The organism is Ralstonia sp. 25C, from assembly GCF_051904805.1.
Taxonomy (GTDB): domain Bacteria; phylum Pseudomonadota; class Gammaproteobacteria; order Burkholderiales; family Burkholderiaceae; genus Ralstonia.
In genome coordinates, this window is sequence record NZ_CP196738.1 from 959133 (window position 1) to 975106 (window position 15974).

Genomic DNA, 15974 nt, shown 5'->3' on the forward strand with positions numbered 1-15974 from the left:
GCGTGGCGCTTTGGTTAGCGGCGCTTAGGTGACGGCGACCTGGTTTTCGAGGACGAAAGCCTCGAACGCCGCTGCCGGCACCGGCGGGCAGAAGAGATGGCCTTGCCCATAGTCGCAACCCGCGGCGGTCAGGATGGCCTTCTGCGCTTCGGTTTCGATGCCCTCGGCGATGACCTTGATACGCAGCGCATGCGCCATGCTGACGATGGCGCTGCACAGTGCGATGTCTTTCGGGTCGTCGGCCAGACTGCGCACGAACGATTGGTCGATCTTGATGTAGTCGATATCAAAGCGCTTGAGGTACGACAGCGATGAATACCCCGTGCCAAAGTCGTCGAGCGCAACGTCGATGCCCGCGTGCCGGAAATCGCCGAGGTGTTCGACCACCTCGGCGCTGTCTTCCATCAGCGCGCCTTCGGTGATCTCCACCACCAGGCTGTGCGGCGGGATGCCACGGCGCTGCACGACCGTGGGCCAGGATTCGCCGCCCGCCTGGTGCGCACGAAACTCCACCGGCGATTTGTTGACCGACACCTGCAGCGAGGCATCCAGCGTGGCGTGCCAGCGCGTGAGCTGGTCCAGCGCTTCGTTCAGTACCCACTTGCCCAGCTCGACAATCAGCCCGGTGTCTTCGGCCACGGGAATGAAATCGGCGGGGTCGATCTCGCCGCGCGCCGGGTGGGTCCAGCGGATGAGCGCCTCTGCCTTGTGCACCTTGCCGCTGCGCAAGTCCACGATGGGCTGATAGTGCACGGCAAGCTGCTTCTGCTCGATGGCCACCCGCAGGTCGCTGGTCACGCGCAGGCGCTCTTGCTCGGCGCGTTGCAGGGCCGGCGTGAAGACGGCCCATTGGTTGCGCCCCGCGCTCTTGGCTGCAAACATGGCCTGGTCGGCCCGCACCAGCAAGGATTCGGCGTTATCTGCATCGCGCGGAAACAGCGCCAGCCCAATGCTGGCCGACACTTCCACGCTTTCTTCGCCCAAGCGCACGGGGGTCGCAATGCGCGCGAGCAGGCTGTGGATGATGGGCGCGGCCGCGCCGGCGTCCGGCATGCTGGGCAGGATAATGGTGAACTCGTCGCCGCCCAGGCGGGCCACGGTGTCGGTGCCGCGCACGATGGCAGAGATGCGCCGCGCGATCTCCTTGAGCAACAGGTCGCCCTGGTCGTGGCCAAGCGTGTCGTTCACTTCCTTGAAGCGGTCCAGGTCAATGAACAGCAACGCCACCGAAGCGTTGGCCTGCCGCGCCTGGGCGATCTCCTGGCGCAGGCGGGCGTAGAACATGTGGCGGTTGGGCAGCTCCGTGAGCGTGTCGAAGTTGGCTTGCCGCCAGATGACTTCTTCCGCGCGTTTTTTCTCTGTCATGTCGTGGATGAGCACCACGCGGCTGGCCTCACCTTGGGGGTGGCCAGCAAACGTGTCGATGGTGAGCAGCGCCGGAAACTCGCTGCCATCCTTGCGGCGGATGAGGTATTCACCGCTCCACGTGCCCTTCGTGTCGACGGCTGCGAGCATGGCGTCGACCACGGTGCGGTCATTGCATTCCGAGCGAATGACATCGCTGGGCTGGCCTTTCAGATCCTGCGCGGTATAGCCCGTCGTGACGGTAAAGGCTGGGTTGATGTCGCTCACCTTGCCGTCGAGCGCGGTCACCATCATCGCTTCACTGCTGGAGCCATAGACCAGCGAGGCCAGGCGCATGTCTTCCATATGCCGCCGGCGTTCGGCCACGGAGCGGCGCAGCGTTCCATACAACAGCGCGATCAGCAGCGTGGAACCCGCGGCCTCGGCCAGGGCGATGCGGCGATAGCGCTGATACGGCGCCAGCACCGACGCCACCGATTCGCCCACCAGGAAGTACAGCGCAATCTCCGGCACGTGGTGGTAGCCAATGATGCGATCAATACCGTCGATACCAGAGACGACCCGGTAGCTACCCGACTGCGGCGCACCGGGTTGGTCGAATCGGCGTGTACGCGGCGCCTGAGAGATGCCGGCAGCCAGGTCGGGCACGCGCGCGATCACCTGGCCGGATTCCTTGATGATGCTCGCGGCTCCGTCTTTGCCGATCGTCAGCGTGTTGGCAAAGCTGGCGAACTGGTCCGGCGTGACGGACACCACCATCACGCCCGCGAACTGGCCGTCTTGCAGAATCGGCCGCGTGAACTGGATCGACCATTTCTTCGACACCTTGCCCTGGACCGGGTCACTGATGAACAGGGCGTCGCGCCCCGGCGCGTCTTTGTGCACGCGGAAATGCTGGCGCTGGCTGAGGTCGAGATGATCGGTGACAGGGCCGATGGAGGTATAGACCAGCAAGCCGTTTGCGTCGATGACGGCTACCTGGAAGGTCAGGTCGCGCACCACGTCCTGCCGCTCGCGGATGACGCGCTCGAACACATCGCGGCCGGCCAGCCAGCTTGCGCGCAGGTCCAGCAGGAATTCCGATAGACGCCGCGCGCTGCCCAGCGAGTATTCGCCAAAGGCCTGGGCTTCGAGCCGCGTGCGGGTCTCGGCGTTGACGATCAACCGATCCCGCTCTTTTGCGAGTTGGTCGTACGTAAACCACCACACGATCGCCAAGCAGGCCACGACCCCAACGTTGAGGGGTGACAGCAGTGGGCGCAGGCGTCGCAATGTGCTGCCTGAAGTTGGCGGTTGCTTCCAGCTCATCCCAGCTCCGATTCGGGTGCGCCAGGGTACCCGTGGCAGGTGATTAATCGTGCAGACCGACTATAGCTATCGGCGGGAAACTCATGTTCCTTAATTGCCGAGTGTAGGCGGAAAGTGCGCGATTGTTAGCCCGGATCAACCCGTTTTTGGGCGGTGAATGGTCGGCACGCAACGGTGCCGGCATACCAGAGATGGAATGGAAAACGTTTGCTGTCAGGCCGCCGGCCAAATCAAAAATAGACCGTCGCACTCGCCCGGAAGGTACGCGGCGCCCCTTGCACAAGAATGAAGCCCCAGCTTGGCAGCCAGTATTTCTCGTTCGTCAGGTTGTCGACGTTGAAGCGCAACGTCACGGGCTTGCCGCCCACCTTGGTGGAATATCGCGCGCCCATATCAAAGGTGTGATACCCGGGCACGATGTTGCTGTTATCGGCTTCCAGCGCCGCGTTGCCGACGTACTGGCCTCCGGCGGACAGCACCAGCCCCGGCATTACCGGCACCGCGTATTCGAGATAGGCCGTTGCCTTGAACCGGGGCGACCCGTAAGCGCGTTTGCCCACCACGGACGCGTCGGCCCGCGTGTTCTCCGAGTTCATGAAGAGCACGCCGCCGAGCAACGTCCAGTCCCGCGCAAGCTTGCCGCGCGCGGTCAGTTCCAGGCCGCGAAAGCGGGTTTCGCCATCTTGTGTGTAGATGTTGTCCGGCCGCAGATACGCCAGACCGCGCTGCACCTGGAACAGCGCCGCGCCGAAGGTCCAATCGTGCAGTTCCGCCTTGGCGCCCACTTCAATCTGCTTGCTCTTGAGCGGCGCGAACACCGCACCTGCATTGGCGGCCGTGGTGGGCGCGCTGTTGCCCGCTTCGAGCGCCTCCACATAGCTCGCGTACAGCGTCATCGGCTGCACGGGTTTGAACATCAGTGCCAGCGTGGGCGTGATGGGCGTGCGATCGTACTTGGCCGAGACGCTGCCATCGCTGTTGTAGCCGGTCTGGTTGAAGCGCGTGTAGCGCAAGCCGCCGAGCACCGACCACTGCGCGTTGAACTTGATCGTGTCGCTGGCAAAGACGGCGGTCTGGTTGATCTTCGACGTGCGGTACAACCCGTCGGATGCCGGCACCCGCAACAGTGATGCTCCGGTCGAGACAAACGCCGACGGGTCATACAGATTGCCTGTGCCCAGCAACGTCGAAGCAAAACCACCATTGGCTTGCGTCAGGCTTTGCCATGAGGTGCCCAGCACCAGTTCGTGTTCGATGGTGCCGGTGCGCACTTTGCCGTCCGCCATGACTTGGGCTTGCTGATACTGGTAGCGCTGGTACGAGCCGTATTGCAGTTCGCTGAAGTTGCCCGCGTTATCAGTCAGCTGGATGGCGCTGTCGGCGTTGCCCCGGTTCTGCTGCGCATAGCGATACGCCGCACGCACGTTCCAGTCGGGCGTGGCGGCCCAGTTCAGTTCGGTGCCGACGGTCTTGATCTCCGTCTCGTAATACGAGCCGCGCGAGGCCACGCGCTGGCTGCCGTCAATGGCGCGCGGCGTGCGCACAAATTCGCTCACCGGCACGCCAAAGTCCTGGCCGGGGATGATGCCGTAGTAGGCGCCCTGCACATTGCGTTGCATATACAGCCCGTCGAACGACCACTGCAGATCGGGCGTGATGCGGGCATCGAGCGCGAGCGATGCGGAATCCCGCTTGATATGGCCGCCGTCGACAAACGTATCGCCTTCCTCATGCACCACGCCCACGCGCGCGCCCAGCGCTTTGGTGGGGCCGAAGCGGCCGCCCAGGTCGATCGACTCCTTGAGTGTGCCGCCGCTGGTGAAGCCGAAGCTGGCGCTGCCGCCAAAGGTATTCGTCGGCCGCTTGCTAACAAAGTTGGCGATGCCGCCCGGTGTGCCAAAGCCATACATGAAACCCGACAAGCCCTTGAGCAGTTCCACGCGCTCGAAATGTTCGAGCGGGAATTCGCTGCCCCAGTTGGGTACGGCCAGGCCGTCGATCTTGTAGCCCTCCAGCAGGTCGAGCTGCAGGCCGCGGATGGTGATGTTTGAGGCCTCGCCGATATAGCCGTCGTTGTTGGCGGTGACGGACGGATCGCCTTTGAACACGTCGCCGATGGTCTGCGCCTGGCGGTTCTGGATCAGCTCCTGCGTGGCGACGTTGATGGAGAACGGCGTGTCGAGCAGAGGCTTGTCACCCAGCGCGCCGGTGCTGGCTTGCTTGGCGCCGTAGGCAGCGGGTTTGCCGGCGGTGACTTGCGTGGCGGGCAAGTCGACTTGGGTGTCCGCCTGTTGCGCCAAAGCGGGCGCACCCGTGCTGATGGCGGCGAAGGCTAGCGCCAGTTGACGCACCAACGGACGCACCATCGGCGTGGTGCGCGGGCGGACGGTGGAACGGCGTGAAGCACGTGGTAAAGCGGCTCGCATGATCAAGCTCCCCTGGATCAACGTTGTGGATGGGCGTGCGCAGTCCCGCGCGTGCCGGCGAGCGGCATGCACGAGGTTCTGTGCGGGTGTTGTGGTTTTTTGGGTGAGGCGGGTGGCGCTACGGCTTGCTGGCCATGTGCGGCAGGCCGTTGCTGGCGCGCGTTTCAGGCGCTGGCATGGCCCAGACGGAATCCGGTGCACCGCTGCGCGCCCGGCGCAGCGTGGCGCGTGCCAGGCCGATAAAGCCGCACGCCAGCGCCAGTGCGCCCAGGTCGAAACCAGCCACCATCCAGTCGCCGCGCGCCATCGTGCGCAGCAGGTGGTCGCCGGTCACAACGGCATTGGTGATGGGGGCGAGCAAGGCGGCCACCGCAGCGGTGCTGAGCAGCTCCACCGCGCCTCGCGCGGGCGGCCGCAGCATCGCCCAGGCCATCGCCGCTAAGAAGACCGTGTAATAAGTCACGCCCACCGATTGGCCGGGCCACAGCAGCGCCGCCGGGAAGGTCGCCATTACCCCCACGCAGCAGCCGATGCACACGCCCACCGTGGCGCGCGCCAGCAGTTGATGTACGCGCGGTTGATCCGCCAAGCGCTGCTTGCGGCGCGATTCGATCCACAGCAAGTTGCCGGAGTAGAAGACGAACGCGCCTGCCAGGCCCATTACGAGGTAGGCGAGGCGCAAGGCGACATCGCCGTAGGTGCCAAAGTGCAGGCCGTAGACGAGGCTGTAGATGGCGTGGTTGGTGTCGCGCGCATCGGACGTCTGGTTGCCGATCACCTTGCCGCTGTCGGGTTGGCTGGCGGCGGCGCGGATCGCCACCGAGCCATAGTCGCCCACGGCGCGCGTGCTGCTGCCGCGTACTTCTGCCACGGCGTTGGCGTCGCCAATATGCTGGTAGTGGATGGACTTGACGATGAAGTTGGTGTCGGTAGCTTCTCGTGCGCGGGCCAGCAGGCTTTCTGCGGACAGCACGGGCGCTGCGCGGTTGGCGGCAGCGACCGTACCGGCCGCCGTGGTGACGCGTGGCACGGCATCAAACAGCTTGCCGTTGAGTGCCACCGTGTTGAATACCGCCATGAGCACGACGCTCAGGCACAGCACGGGCGCGGTGATCGCAAAGATCAAATGGAAGGGCAGGCTGAACAGACCAAGCACGTTGTGCATGTCCATCCAGAAGCGTTTGAGGTTGCGCCCGGGGCGCACGGCCAGCAGGTCCTTCTTCAAGCGCGGTAGATGCAGCAGCACACCCGAGATGAGCGCCACGCCATACAGCACCGAGATCGCCCCCATGAAATACATGCCCGGTGTTTCCAGCCCCAGCGAGTAGTGCAGCCGGTTCAGGAAGTTGGCCAGCTCGCCCTGCATCGGTTCGATCGACAAGTCTTTTGGCGAGGTCTTGCCGGCCGCGAGGTTGGTACCGGTCGTCATCTGCCAATCGCCTTTGCTGTTCTGCCAGTAGGCGGAGAAGTCGGGCTCGCCCTCATTGGGCAGGATGACGTAGGCGCTGGCGGCAGCAGCCGGGTGCGTGCGCACCAGCGCGCCCACGAAGTGGTCGATGTCGGCGGAGGCGATGGTGATCGATGCGGCTGCGCCCCCATGGTGAGCGCGCAGCGGGTTCTGCCATGCATGCAGCTCTTCGTGGAACACCGTGATCGCGCCGGCGAAGAACGCGATGAACAGCGCCCAGCCGGCCATCAGGCCCACCCAGGTATGCAGCGTCTGGTACAGACGCAAGGTCGCGGCTTTCATCGCAGCAGGAACCACCACAGCACGCTGTGGGACAGCGCGTTACCGGCGGCCAGCACGGTCCAGGCACGTGCGCTCGTCGGAAACAGCGTGCTTCCGCTGATGATGACCACCCACAGCGGCAGGCACGCGAGCAGCGCGCCAATGACGCCGCTTTCCCAGCCGCCCGGCAGCCACACGATGGCCAGCGTGCACAGCGCGACTGACAACGGTAGCCCCAGCACCACGCCGGCCAGCCACTTGGTGCCGATGCCGGTCATGGGCGCGCCTCGCTTGTGGCGCGATTACGCTGCATCCACGCCCCCGCCATCGGCCAGAGCGACAGGGCGCCCGTCACCACCAGCACCACAGCGACGACCGCGCCTGCCCAGCCGAGCACGTCGCTCCACAGCACCACGGCAATGGACGACAGTGCAGCGGCGACGCTACACAGCACGCGCCCGCGCAGCGGCGATGCCGGTGCGAGCAGCACTTGATTGGGCGCGGCCGCATACAGGCAGCCCGCAGCCAGCAGCCCGAGCAGGAGGGCAATACCGTGCATGGCAGTCTTCAATGGAATCAAGATCGTAGATGATAATGATTCTCATTGGCGAGAACAAGCCGAGCCCCCACGGGGCGTAAGGAAAGGCCCAGAGAGGACGGCCTAGCGAAACGGCGGTCCCGCTACTGGAGGTTGCCCCAGCGTGGCACGGCGGGTTCGGCATTGGCCCATTGCCACGCGTTGCCGTTCTGGCAGGCGTAGATGGTGTAGCCGGGGGCGACCTTTGGCGTGGTGCCGGTGTCTTCCACCGTGAGGATGGCTTCGCGGCACGTGGCTAGCGGTGTGGTGAACGTGCGCACGAGGACCACCGTGCCGTGCGCCTTGGTGACGCCCATCAGGCGCTCCAAAGACCAGTTGAGCGAGGGCGTCTCGTCGCTCAGGCGGCCGACGGCCGTAGCGAGTGCGTCGTGCTCGCTGGCGGTCCAGCGGCGCATGGCGTATTTGATGGACGCGTCGGTCGCGGCGTTGACGGACACGGCCACCCCATACGCCACCGCCGGGTTACCCGTGACGGTGCCCGTGGCGACACCCGCCGCCGCGCCAGTCAGCGGCCCGACGGACGAACACCCGGCCAGCAGTCCGGCGCCGACAGCACTAACAGCAATCAGCCAACCGAGGCGGCTCATTGCAGCGAGCCCCATCGCGCGGTGGCCGGCTCTGCCGTGGCCCATTTCCACTGCTTGCCGTCATGGCAGATGGAGGCGATGAAGAAGTCCACCTGCGCGGCGCCGCTGTCGTTGTCTTTGCCGGCGCCGTCCACGGTGAAGAGGATCTCCTTGCAATTGACCAGCGGCCCGTTGATGGAGCGCGTGACGACCACGCGCCCACGTTCATCGGGCTCCAGCGGGATACGGTGCTTGATCTGCCAGTTGCCGACGGTGTTGTCGGGCAAGGCGCCGGCAATCTGCGCGATGTGGTCTTGGGTTTCGGTGTGGACGACGCGCTGGCTGTGCTGCAGCGCGGCGCGTGCACCGGCTTGCACGCCCAGGCCGATGCCGGTGGCCACGGCGGCGTTGTCGGTCACCTTGGCGGCGATGGCCGCGCCACCGATACCCGCCGCCGCGGTGGTGCCTTCCGACATCAGCGAACTGCAGCCGCTGAGTGCGAAGGTGCTCAGCGCCAGCGCGCTGCCCAGCATCCGGGCGGATGCAAACCGAGGTGTACGCATGAGGGCTTCCAAATCTGCAACAGAGCGGATTCTAAAGGACACCGCAGGCCGCAAACGCTGATGCGGTGCCGCTTCTCACCATTGTTTTCAGTTGCTGCGGCGCACCGTCGCGCGTGTTCAGCCAGCGCAGAGCGCCTTCAGCTGCGTGGCCAACGCATCGAACACCACCCGCACCCGCGTGGGTACCGGCCCGCGCTGTGGGCGATAGACGTGGAGCGTCCAAGGTAGGGGCTCGAACCGCCGCAGCACGCGTACCAGTTCGCCGCGCTCCACGTGCGCGCGCGCCAGGTACTCCGTGGTCTGCGTGAAGCCGAGGCCCGCACAGGCTGCTTGTATTTCCGTTTCCGGATCATCCGTTACGAAGGCGGTGCGGTGAGGCTGGAGCTGGGTGTCGTCGCGGAAGGCCCACGGCCAGGCGCGGCCATCGCTGCGGTTGATGAGTGTGGTGATGGGCAGCTCCAGCAGCGCATCGAGCGTCTTGGGTTCGCCCACACGGGCAAGCAGCGCGGGCGCGGCCACCACCCATAGCGCTACGCTACCGGCCGAGCGCGCCACGAAGCGGTTGTCCCCGATGAAGCCAATGCGTACTCCCACGTCGATCTGCTCATCCACCACGGCGGAAGGTACGTCCGACAGGCGAAGGTCTGCGACAAGGCCCGGGTGTTGCTGCATCAGCGCCGTCAGCACGGGCATGACATAGGTGCGCCCCATGTGCGAAGTCGCTGTGACACGCACGATGCCGCTCGCCTCCGTCGCCTTGGCGGAGGAACGATCGAACAGGCCATCGACGGTCTGCAATGCGGCCTGGGCTTGCGCGGCAAGGTCTTGCCCGTAGCGGGTGATCTGCACGCTGCGCGTGTTGCGGTGGAAGAGCGTTTCGCCCAGCGTGTCCTCCAGCTCGCGCACCGCCCGTGTGACGGCCTGCGGCGATACACCAAGCCGCGCTGCCGCCTCGCGAAACGTCGGTGCACCGGCGGCCGTGGCGAAGATGCGCAGCAGTTCGAGGCGGTCTTGCATGGTGGTTTTTGGCGTTCCAAAAATAGGAATTTTGTTTGCCGGATTATTCCATTTATTTGCTGTGCAGGTCTACCCATAATGGGCTCCACGCCTGGCAGCGCGGATCAATTGGACGATGCAGCGAGCGCCAGATCATCAGAACTCACGGCAAGGAGCCGGCAATGAACGCAGCAACGCAAACCACCACGCAATCCACACAACTGAAAGACAAGGTCGCCCTGGTGACGGGCGCCAGCTCGGGCATCGGGCACGCGTCGGCCATTGAGCTGGCCAAGCGCGGCGCCAAGGTGGTCGTGGCCGCACGGCGCAAGCCCGAGCTCGACGCACTGGTGGAGACGATCCGCGCGCAAGGCGGCGAAGCGGCCGCGATTGAAGTGGACGTCAAGCGCGAAGACGACATCCGCAAGATGGTCGATTTCACCGTCGCCAAGTACGGGCGCCTGGACATCGCCTTTAACAACGCGGGCACCGAAGGCGTGTTCGCGCCGCTCACCGAGCAGACGGATGCCACCTACGACAAGGTGTTCGACCCCAACGTGCGCGGCGTCTTCAACTCGATGAAGTACGAGGCCCAAGTGATGCTCCGCCAAGGCGCAGGCAGCATCATCAACAACGCATCGATGGGTGGGGTGATCGGCTTTGAGAACGCGGGCCTGTACATCGGCACCAAACACGCCGTGATCGGGATGACGAAGACGGCCTCCATTGAATGGTTCCGCCGTGGCGTGCGTGTCAACGCGCTGGCGCCGGGGCTGATCGAAACGCCGTTCCACCATCGCGGCATCTGGCCGTCGGACGAAGCCATGCACGACTTTGCCGCCGGCACACCCGCTGGCCGATTCGGCAGTGCGCAGGAAATGGCGACCATCGTGGCCTTCCTCGCGTCGGATGACGCGAGCTATGTATCGGGCCACTCGCTGGTGGCGGATGGCGGCTACTCGGTCGCTTGAGCTTGGTGGTGACCTACGCGGCGGGGCGCTCGCCCTCGCCGCACATCTGCCGTCGATAGCGCTCGGGCGAGCACCCAACCTGCTTGCGGAACATCGTGATAAACGCCGAGGGTGTGCCGTAGCCTAGCGCCAGGGCAATTTCCTGCACCGAGCGGTCTTCCTTCAACCACACCAGCGCGCGCAGCAGGCGCACGCGGTTGCGCCATTGCACGAAGCTCATGCCGAGTTCGCTCTGGAAGCGGCGCGCCAGTGTGCGTTCGGTGCTGTGTACGCGTTCGGCCCAGGCCTGCAGCGTGGTGTTGTCGGCTGGGTCCAGGCGAATGGCAAGCAGGATTGGTTCGAGTTGGCGATCGGTGCTGTCAGGCAGGTAGCTGTCGGTGCGATCAGCTCGCGCAAGCAGTTCGATCAGCAACTCGAATTGACGTAGGTCCCACTCGTCACGCATGACCGAGACGCCGCGCACGGCAAAGTCATCAAACAGCGCGCGTATCAGCGGCGTTTGTGAAATCAGACAGCTCGCGAGAGGCAGGTGCTCGGCAAACGGCTCGGCCACGTACACCGAGACGGAATCCGTCTCCTGCCGAATCGACGCCGAATGTGGGACGTTGGCAGGCACCCAGATCAGGTACTCCGCCGGCGCCGTCAGCTTGCGCGTTTCCACCATGACTTCCATTAGGCCCAGGCTGATCCGGCAGAGCTGGCCCCACGGGTGGGTATGCAGTTCGACGGCGGTTTCGGGTTCGTAGGTGCTGTAGCGGAAATAGAACGGCGCGTCTTTGGGGACGCGCAGGTCGGCTTCGCGGTAGGCGGAAGCGGTATGCACGTTGTCGCCTTCGAGGGGTGAGATTGTCTGATTTGCAGTATATGTTCTGAATCAGACATTACTACACTGCCATCTTCGATTGTTCGAGGAGGCCGTTGTGCCTGTGCTGTATCCCTTGCTGGCGGTGCTGATCTGGGCTGCCAACACCATCGTTTCGAAAGCCGCGGCCGGCGTGGTCAACCCGGCGGCCATCTCGCTGTACCGCTGGCTGCTGGCGGCCGTTGTGCTCACGCCGTTCTGTGCGCGACCGCTGTGGCGCCAGCGCGCGGCAGTGCTGGCACAGTGGCGCCGGTTTGCGGTGCTGGCACTGCTGGGCATGGTGATGTACCAGTGCCTGGCGTACTACGCGGCGCACAGCACAAGCGCCACCAACATGGGCGTGATCGGCGCGTTGATCCCCATGCTGGGGTTGATCCTGAACGTGGCGGTGTTTCGTCAGCCAGTGGGTATGCAAGCGGTGACGGGCGTGGTGGTGTCGTTGCTGGGTGTGCTGTATCTCCTTGGGCGCGGCGAGCCGGCCAATCTGTTCGATGGCGGTATCAACCACGGTGATGTGCTGGTGCTTGCCGGGGCGACCGCGTACGCGCTGTACAACATCCTCTATCGCCGCTGGGCGCTGCCGTTCGGACAGTGGCTGAACCTGTATGTGCAGGTGTTGATGGCGGTGGTGATGCTCGTGCCGGTCGCGATGACGGCACACAGCCTGGCGATTCCCGCCAGGGGTATCGCGCTGGTGGTGTTTGCAGGCATTGCCTCGTCGATCGTGGCGTCGTACCTGTGGATGCAGGGCCTCAAGCGCATCGGCAGTGAGCGTACGGCGGTGTTGATGAATCTGATGCCGGTGTTTACAGCCGCCATGGCAGCGGTGTTGTTGGGCGAGACTGTGCACGGCTATCACTGGGTCGGCGGCGGTCTGGTGCTGCTGGGCGTGAGCTTGGCACAGGGCATCGTGCGGCTGCCGATGGGCCGCTCCGGGCTGAGTGCGCGTTAGTTTTTTTCGGCCGCGCAGCGCAGTGGTTGGCGGTAGAATCGAACGCATGACGGGCGCCTATTCAGCGCCCGTCCTGTGTTCTAGAACCACACTCGCCAGACCATGAAGCGCAGCGCCCGCACTGGCAACACCAGTGTCACCGTCGATGATGTTGCCGCGCATGCGGGCGTGTCGATCAAGACCGTCTCGCGCGTGTTGAATCACGAGCCCAACATCAGCGAGAAGACGCGCGCCAAGGTGGTTGAGGCAATGCAGACGCTCGACTACCGGCCCAACCCCGCCGCCCGGCGCCTGGCCAGCAAGCGCTCCGACATCATCGCGCTGGTCTACGACAACCCCTCCGACAACTACATCGTCAACATCCAGCACGGCGCGCTCGAAGCCTGCCAGGCGCTCGACTACAGCCTGCTGCTCACGCCCTGCAACTACCGCGATCCGGATCTCGCCGAGCAGATCATCCAAGGTGCGCGCCAGCGTGCGCTGGCCGGCATCATCCTCACGCCGCCGGTGTCAGACGTGACGTCGTTGATTGCGGCGCTCGATGAGGCCGGCATTGACTACGTGCGCCTCGCGCCGTCCGATCGGGAGCATAAGGGCCTATCCGTCAATACCGAAGACCGCGCCGCCGCGCGGGACATGACGCTGCATCTGATCGGCCTGGGCCACCGCCGCATCGGCTTCGTGGTGTGCGACCCTGACCACGGCGCCGCGTATCAGCGTGTGTTCGGCTACCGCGATGCGATGGCACAGGCCGGCATTGCCATTGACGAACGGCTGGTCGAGCAAGGCGAACACTCGTTTGAATCCGGCATGGCCTGCGCGGAACGCTTGCTCTCTTGTGAGCCACGCCCAACCGCCATTTTTGCCGGCAACGACGACATGGCCGCCGGTGTGTTGCGCGTGGCCCAAGCGCGCGGCATCAAGGTGCCGGAAGAACTCTCCATTTGCGGCTACGACGACACGCCGCTCTCACGCCAGCTCTGGCCGGCGCTGACCACCGTGCGCCAGCCGATCCAGGCGATGGCGCACGCGGCGGTGGAGCAACTGGTCGCCATCCACCGACCGCATTTGCCGGGCTTGAAGCTGCATTCGGTGCACGAGAACCTGCAGTACGAACTCGTGATCCGGGAATCGACTTGCCCGCCGCCGCATTGATCTGCCGGGCGGGCTGTGTGGTGCGTTGGGCTTACGCGGGCTGCTTGAGCAGCGCGTACAGATCATCCTGCGGGTCGTAGCCGAGCAGCTCGCGCCCGGTCTCTAGGCCCCAATCCATGCCGCTGTTGTTCGACACGCCATTCACGACGATGGCGGGTGCCGGCCAACGCGCGGGGTCGGCGGTGACGGCGCTCAGGAACAACCGGCGCAGGTCATCGTTCGACAGCCACATGTTGCGGAACCAGCGCAGCGCGACGTGGCTGGCTTCGTCGGGCAACTCGGTGGGGACGGGCGTGTCGGCGGTGCCGGAGTGGTTGATGTCGTTGGGGTCGTTCTCGTCGGGCAGGGCCCAGCCGATGCGCAGCGACACGATCGACAGCTTGCCGCCGTTGGCGGCGGACACTTCGCCCACGGCCTTGCACAGCCGTTCGCCCATCGCCTTGGACGTGCCGTAGGCTAGCGAGTAGACCTCTTCGATGCCGTTGTGCCAGCGCGTGCCGGGGGCGGGGGACAGTTCCGCGAGCAGCTTGCCGGGCCCGATCGTACCGGCGAGCGGTTGGTCCTTGTACGCGCCCATCGCGTGGTTGGACGAGGCGAACACGAAGCGGCGCACGCCGTGTGTGGCGGCGGCCTGCAGTACGTTCAGCGTCATGCCGTAGGAGGCCAGCGCTTGCTCCCACGTCGCATCGGGCGTGGAGTGGATGGCGGCCAGGTGGATGACGGCGTCGACGTTGTTCAGCAGGTCCGTCCATGCGCCATCGGCTTGCGTGAGGTCAGCGGTGACCCACTGGAAGCGCTCGGTGGCTTGCGGGGAGAATTCGACGTTTTGGGCGACCCAGTCGACGCCGATGATGGACGTGCACCACGGGGCAGAAGCGAGGGCCTCGACGACCTTGCGGCCCAGGTTGCCGGCTACGCCGGTGACGAGTACGCGAGCAGGGGTTTGGTAGTCAGCCACGGTGTTGGATTTTGCTTGTGTGTTTGGTTGGAGCTTGGGACTGGTGGTCCATCCCCTGTTTCACCCCCTGCCGGGGGCGACTCACTTTCTTTGTCTTGCCAAAGAAAGTAAGCAAAGAAAGGCGCGCCCGAGATGGCGAAAGCCTCCTTGAATTTCTGTCGCAGGGAGGGAAGGGAGGCAAACTCGCTGCGCTCAGACAAGCCTCCCTTCTTTTTCCTCCCTGCAACACAAATTCAAGGCGCCATCTAGGGCAAGAACGTCAACAGCCAAACCGTCTGTGTGCTTGTGTTGGTGCCGGGTTCGGCGTGTGTTTGTGCTTGCTTGTTAGCCGCGGTTGGAGCCGGACAGGACGTCGATCAACACCGCGAGCACTAGCACGCCGCCCTTGACGATCATCTGCCACGAGGCGTCGACGTTCATTTGCTGCATGCCGTTGTCGAGGCTGGCCATGACGAGGGCGCCGATCAGCGCGCCGTACACGGTGCCCGAGCCGCCGCGCATGGAGGTGCCGCCGATGAAGCAGGCGGAGATGGCGTCGAGCTCGCCGCCCACGCCGGCGGAGGGCGAACCCGCTGCGGAGCGCGCCGTGGTGATGATGCCGGCGAAGGCGCACATGAGGCCCATCAGCACGAACACCAGCAGCTTGACGCGGCCCACGTTCACGCCAGACAGGCGCGTGGCTTCCATGTTGCCGCCCACTGCATAGACGTGACGGCCGAACACGGTTTGCGTGGCGACGTACGAGAAGATGGCCAGCAGCACCAGCAGGATCAGCACCGGCAGCGGCACACCGCTGGCCTGGTTGAGCACGGCGACGAAGCCGAACGAGGCTGCGGCGATGGCGATGAGCTTCAAGCCATCAGCCCACAGCGGTGTCAGCGAGAGCGACAGGCGCGCACGGTCACGGCGGCGGCGCACGGTCAGGAAAACCGAACCGGCGACGATGACAGCCGCGAGCGACCACGCCAGCGATGCCGGCACAAAGCTCTGCGCGAGGTTGCCGAGGTCATCGGGCACGGGGGCGATGGTGACGCTGTCCGTGCTCCACTGCAGCAGGCCACGGAAGGCCAGCATGCCGCCCAGGCCCACGATGAACGACGGCACGCGCAGCTTGGTCGTGATGAAACCGTTGACCACGCCGATGGCCGCACCGGCCACGAGCACCGTGCCCACCGCCAGCCACGTGTTCCATCCGAGGTTGACGGTAAGGATGGCGACCAGCCCGCCCAGCAGGCCGAGCAGCGAGCCGACGGACAGATCGATCTCCCCGGCGATGATGACGAACACCATGCCGCAGGCCAGCATGCCTGTTACCGACATCTGCAGGAACAGGTTGGAAATGCTGTTGGGCTTGAGGAACGTGCCGTTGGTCTGGAACTGGAAGAAGATCCAGATGAGCGCCACGGCCAGCAGCAGGGCCAGCACCTTGTAGCGCACGAACAGTTGTTGAATGGCGCGGCTGTCGAGGCGCGGGCCGTTGGCACCGCCTTGGCGGGCGACTTGGGATTGCAGGATATTGGACATG

14 protein-coding genes are annotated in these 15974 nt (G+C 64.9%); 3 read left to right on the forward strand and 11 right to left on the reverse strand.

Annotated elements, in window-relative coordinates; genetic code table 11:
* Positions 1-24 precede the first annotated feature (24 nt).
* From ACS7SF_RS22740 to ACS7SF_RS22775, 8 genes are all read right to left on the reverse strand, one after another.
* The gene (locus tag ACS7SF_RS22740) at positions 25-2673 is read right to left on the reverse strand and encodes a bifunctional diguanylate cyclase/phosphodiesterase (protein WP_439894378.1); all 2649 of its coding nucleotides are present in this window, start codon (positions 2671-2673) and stop codon (positions 25-27) included.
* Between the two features lie 230 nt (positions 2674-2903).
* Complete coding sequence (locus ACS7SF_RS22745; RefSeq protein ID WP_439894379.1) at positions 2904-5099, reverse strand: TonB-dependent siderophore receptor; 2196 nt, start codon at positions 5097-5099, stop codon at positions 2904-2906.
* A 118-nt stretch (positions 5100-5217) separates the two neighbouring features.
* Positions 5218-6849, reverse strand: a complete 1632-nt coding sequence (locus tag ACS7SF_RS22750; RefSeq protein ID WP_439894380.1) for a PepSY-associated TM helix domain-containing protein — start codon at positions 6847-6849, stop codon at positions 5218-5220.
* A complete protein-coding gene (locus ACS7SF_RS22755; protein ID WP_439894381.1) occupies positions 6846-7106 on the reverse strand; it encodes a hypothetical protein in 261 nt (86 codons plus the stop codon). Before ACS7SF_RS22755 ends, ACS7SF_RS22750 begins: the two co-directional genes overlap by 4 nt.
* Positions 7103-7387, reverse strand: a complete 285-nt coding sequence (locus tag ACS7SF_RS22760) for a hypothetical protein (RefSeq protein ID WP_439894382.1) — start codon at positions 7385-7387, stop codon at positions 7103-7105. Before ACS7SF_RS22760 ends, ACS7SF_RS22755 begins: the two co-directional genes overlap by 4 nt.
* A gap of 122 nt (positions 7388-7509) precedes the next feature.
* Entirely contained in the window at positions 7510-8013 is a 504-nt protein-coding gene (locus tag ACS7SF_RS22765; RefSeq protein WP_439894383.1) for a hypothetical protein, read from the reverse strand.
* The gene (locus ACS7SF_RS22770) at positions 8010-8555 is read right to left on the reverse strand and encodes a hypothetical protein (RefSeq protein WP_439894384.1); all 546 of its coding nucleotides are present in this window, start codon (positions 8553-8555) and stop codon (positions 8010-8012) included. The genes ACS7SF_RS22765 and ACS7SF_RS22770 overlap by 4 nt, the downstream gene beginning before the upstream one ends.
* A gap of 117 nt (positions 8556-8672) precedes the next feature.
* Positions 8673-9572 carry a LysR family transcriptional regulator gene (locus ACS7SF_RS22775; RefSeq protein ID WP_439894385.1) on the reverse strand — a complete coding sequence of 300 codons (900 nt, stop codon included), beginning with the start codon at positions 9570-9572 and terminating at the stop codon, positions 8673-8675.
* 161 nt (positions 9573-9733) lie between these two features.
* Here ACS7SF_RS22775 and ACS7SF_RS22780 point away from each other — a divergent pair, with 161 nt between their 5' ends.
* Positions 9734-10522 (forward strand): SDR family NAD(P)-dependent oxidoreductase, encoded by a 789-nt coding sequence (locus ACS7SF_RS22780; RefSeq protein WP_439894386.1) that lies wholly within the window; start codon positions 9734-9736, stop codon positions 10520-10522.
* A 13-nt stretch (positions 10523-10535) separates the two neighbouring features.
* Here the strand turns inward: ACS7SF_RS22780 and ACS7SF_RS22785 are convergent, their stop codons facing one another.
* Entirely contained in the window at positions 10536-11345 is an 810-nt protein-coding gene (locus tag ACS7SF_RS22785; RefSeq protein WP_439894387.1) for an AraC family transcriptional regulator, read from the reverse strand.
* A 97-nt stretch (positions 11346-11442) separates the two neighbouring features.
* On the opposite strand from ACS7SF_RS22785, the gene ACS7SF_RS22790 reads away from it, so the two are divergent.
* Both ACS7SF_RS22790 and ACS7SF_RS22795 read left to right on the forward strand, forming a co-directional pair.
* A complete protein-coding gene (locus ACS7SF_RS22790; RefSeq protein WP_439894388.1) occupies positions 11443-12336 on the forward strand; it encodes a DMT family transporter in 894 nt (297 codons plus the stop codon).
* A 102-nt stretch (positions 12337-12438) separates the two neighbouring features.
* The gene (locus tag ACS7SF_RS22795) at positions 12439-13491 is read left to right on the forward strand and encodes a LacI family DNA-binding transcriptional regulator (protein ID WP_439894389.1); all 1053 of its coding nucleotides are present in this window, start codon (positions 12439-12441) and stop codon (positions 13489-13491) included.
* Positions 13492-13522: 31 nt separating this feature from the next.
* On the opposite strand, the gene ACS7SF_RS22800 is transcribed toward ACS7SF_RS22795, so the two are convergent.
* A complete protein-coding gene (locus ACS7SF_RS22800; protein ID WP_439894390.1) occupies positions 13523-14449 on the reverse strand; it encodes an NAD-dependent epimerase/dehydratase family protein in 927 nt (308 codons plus the stop codon).
* A gap of 324 nt (positions 14450-14773) precedes the next feature.
* On the reverse strand, positions 14774-15973 hold the full coding sequence (locus tag ACS7SF_RS22805) for a sugar ABC transporter permease (protein WP_439894391.1): 1200 nt from the start codon (positions 15971-15973) through the stop codon (positions 14774-14776).
* Between the last annotated feature and the right edge of the window lies 1 nt (position 15974).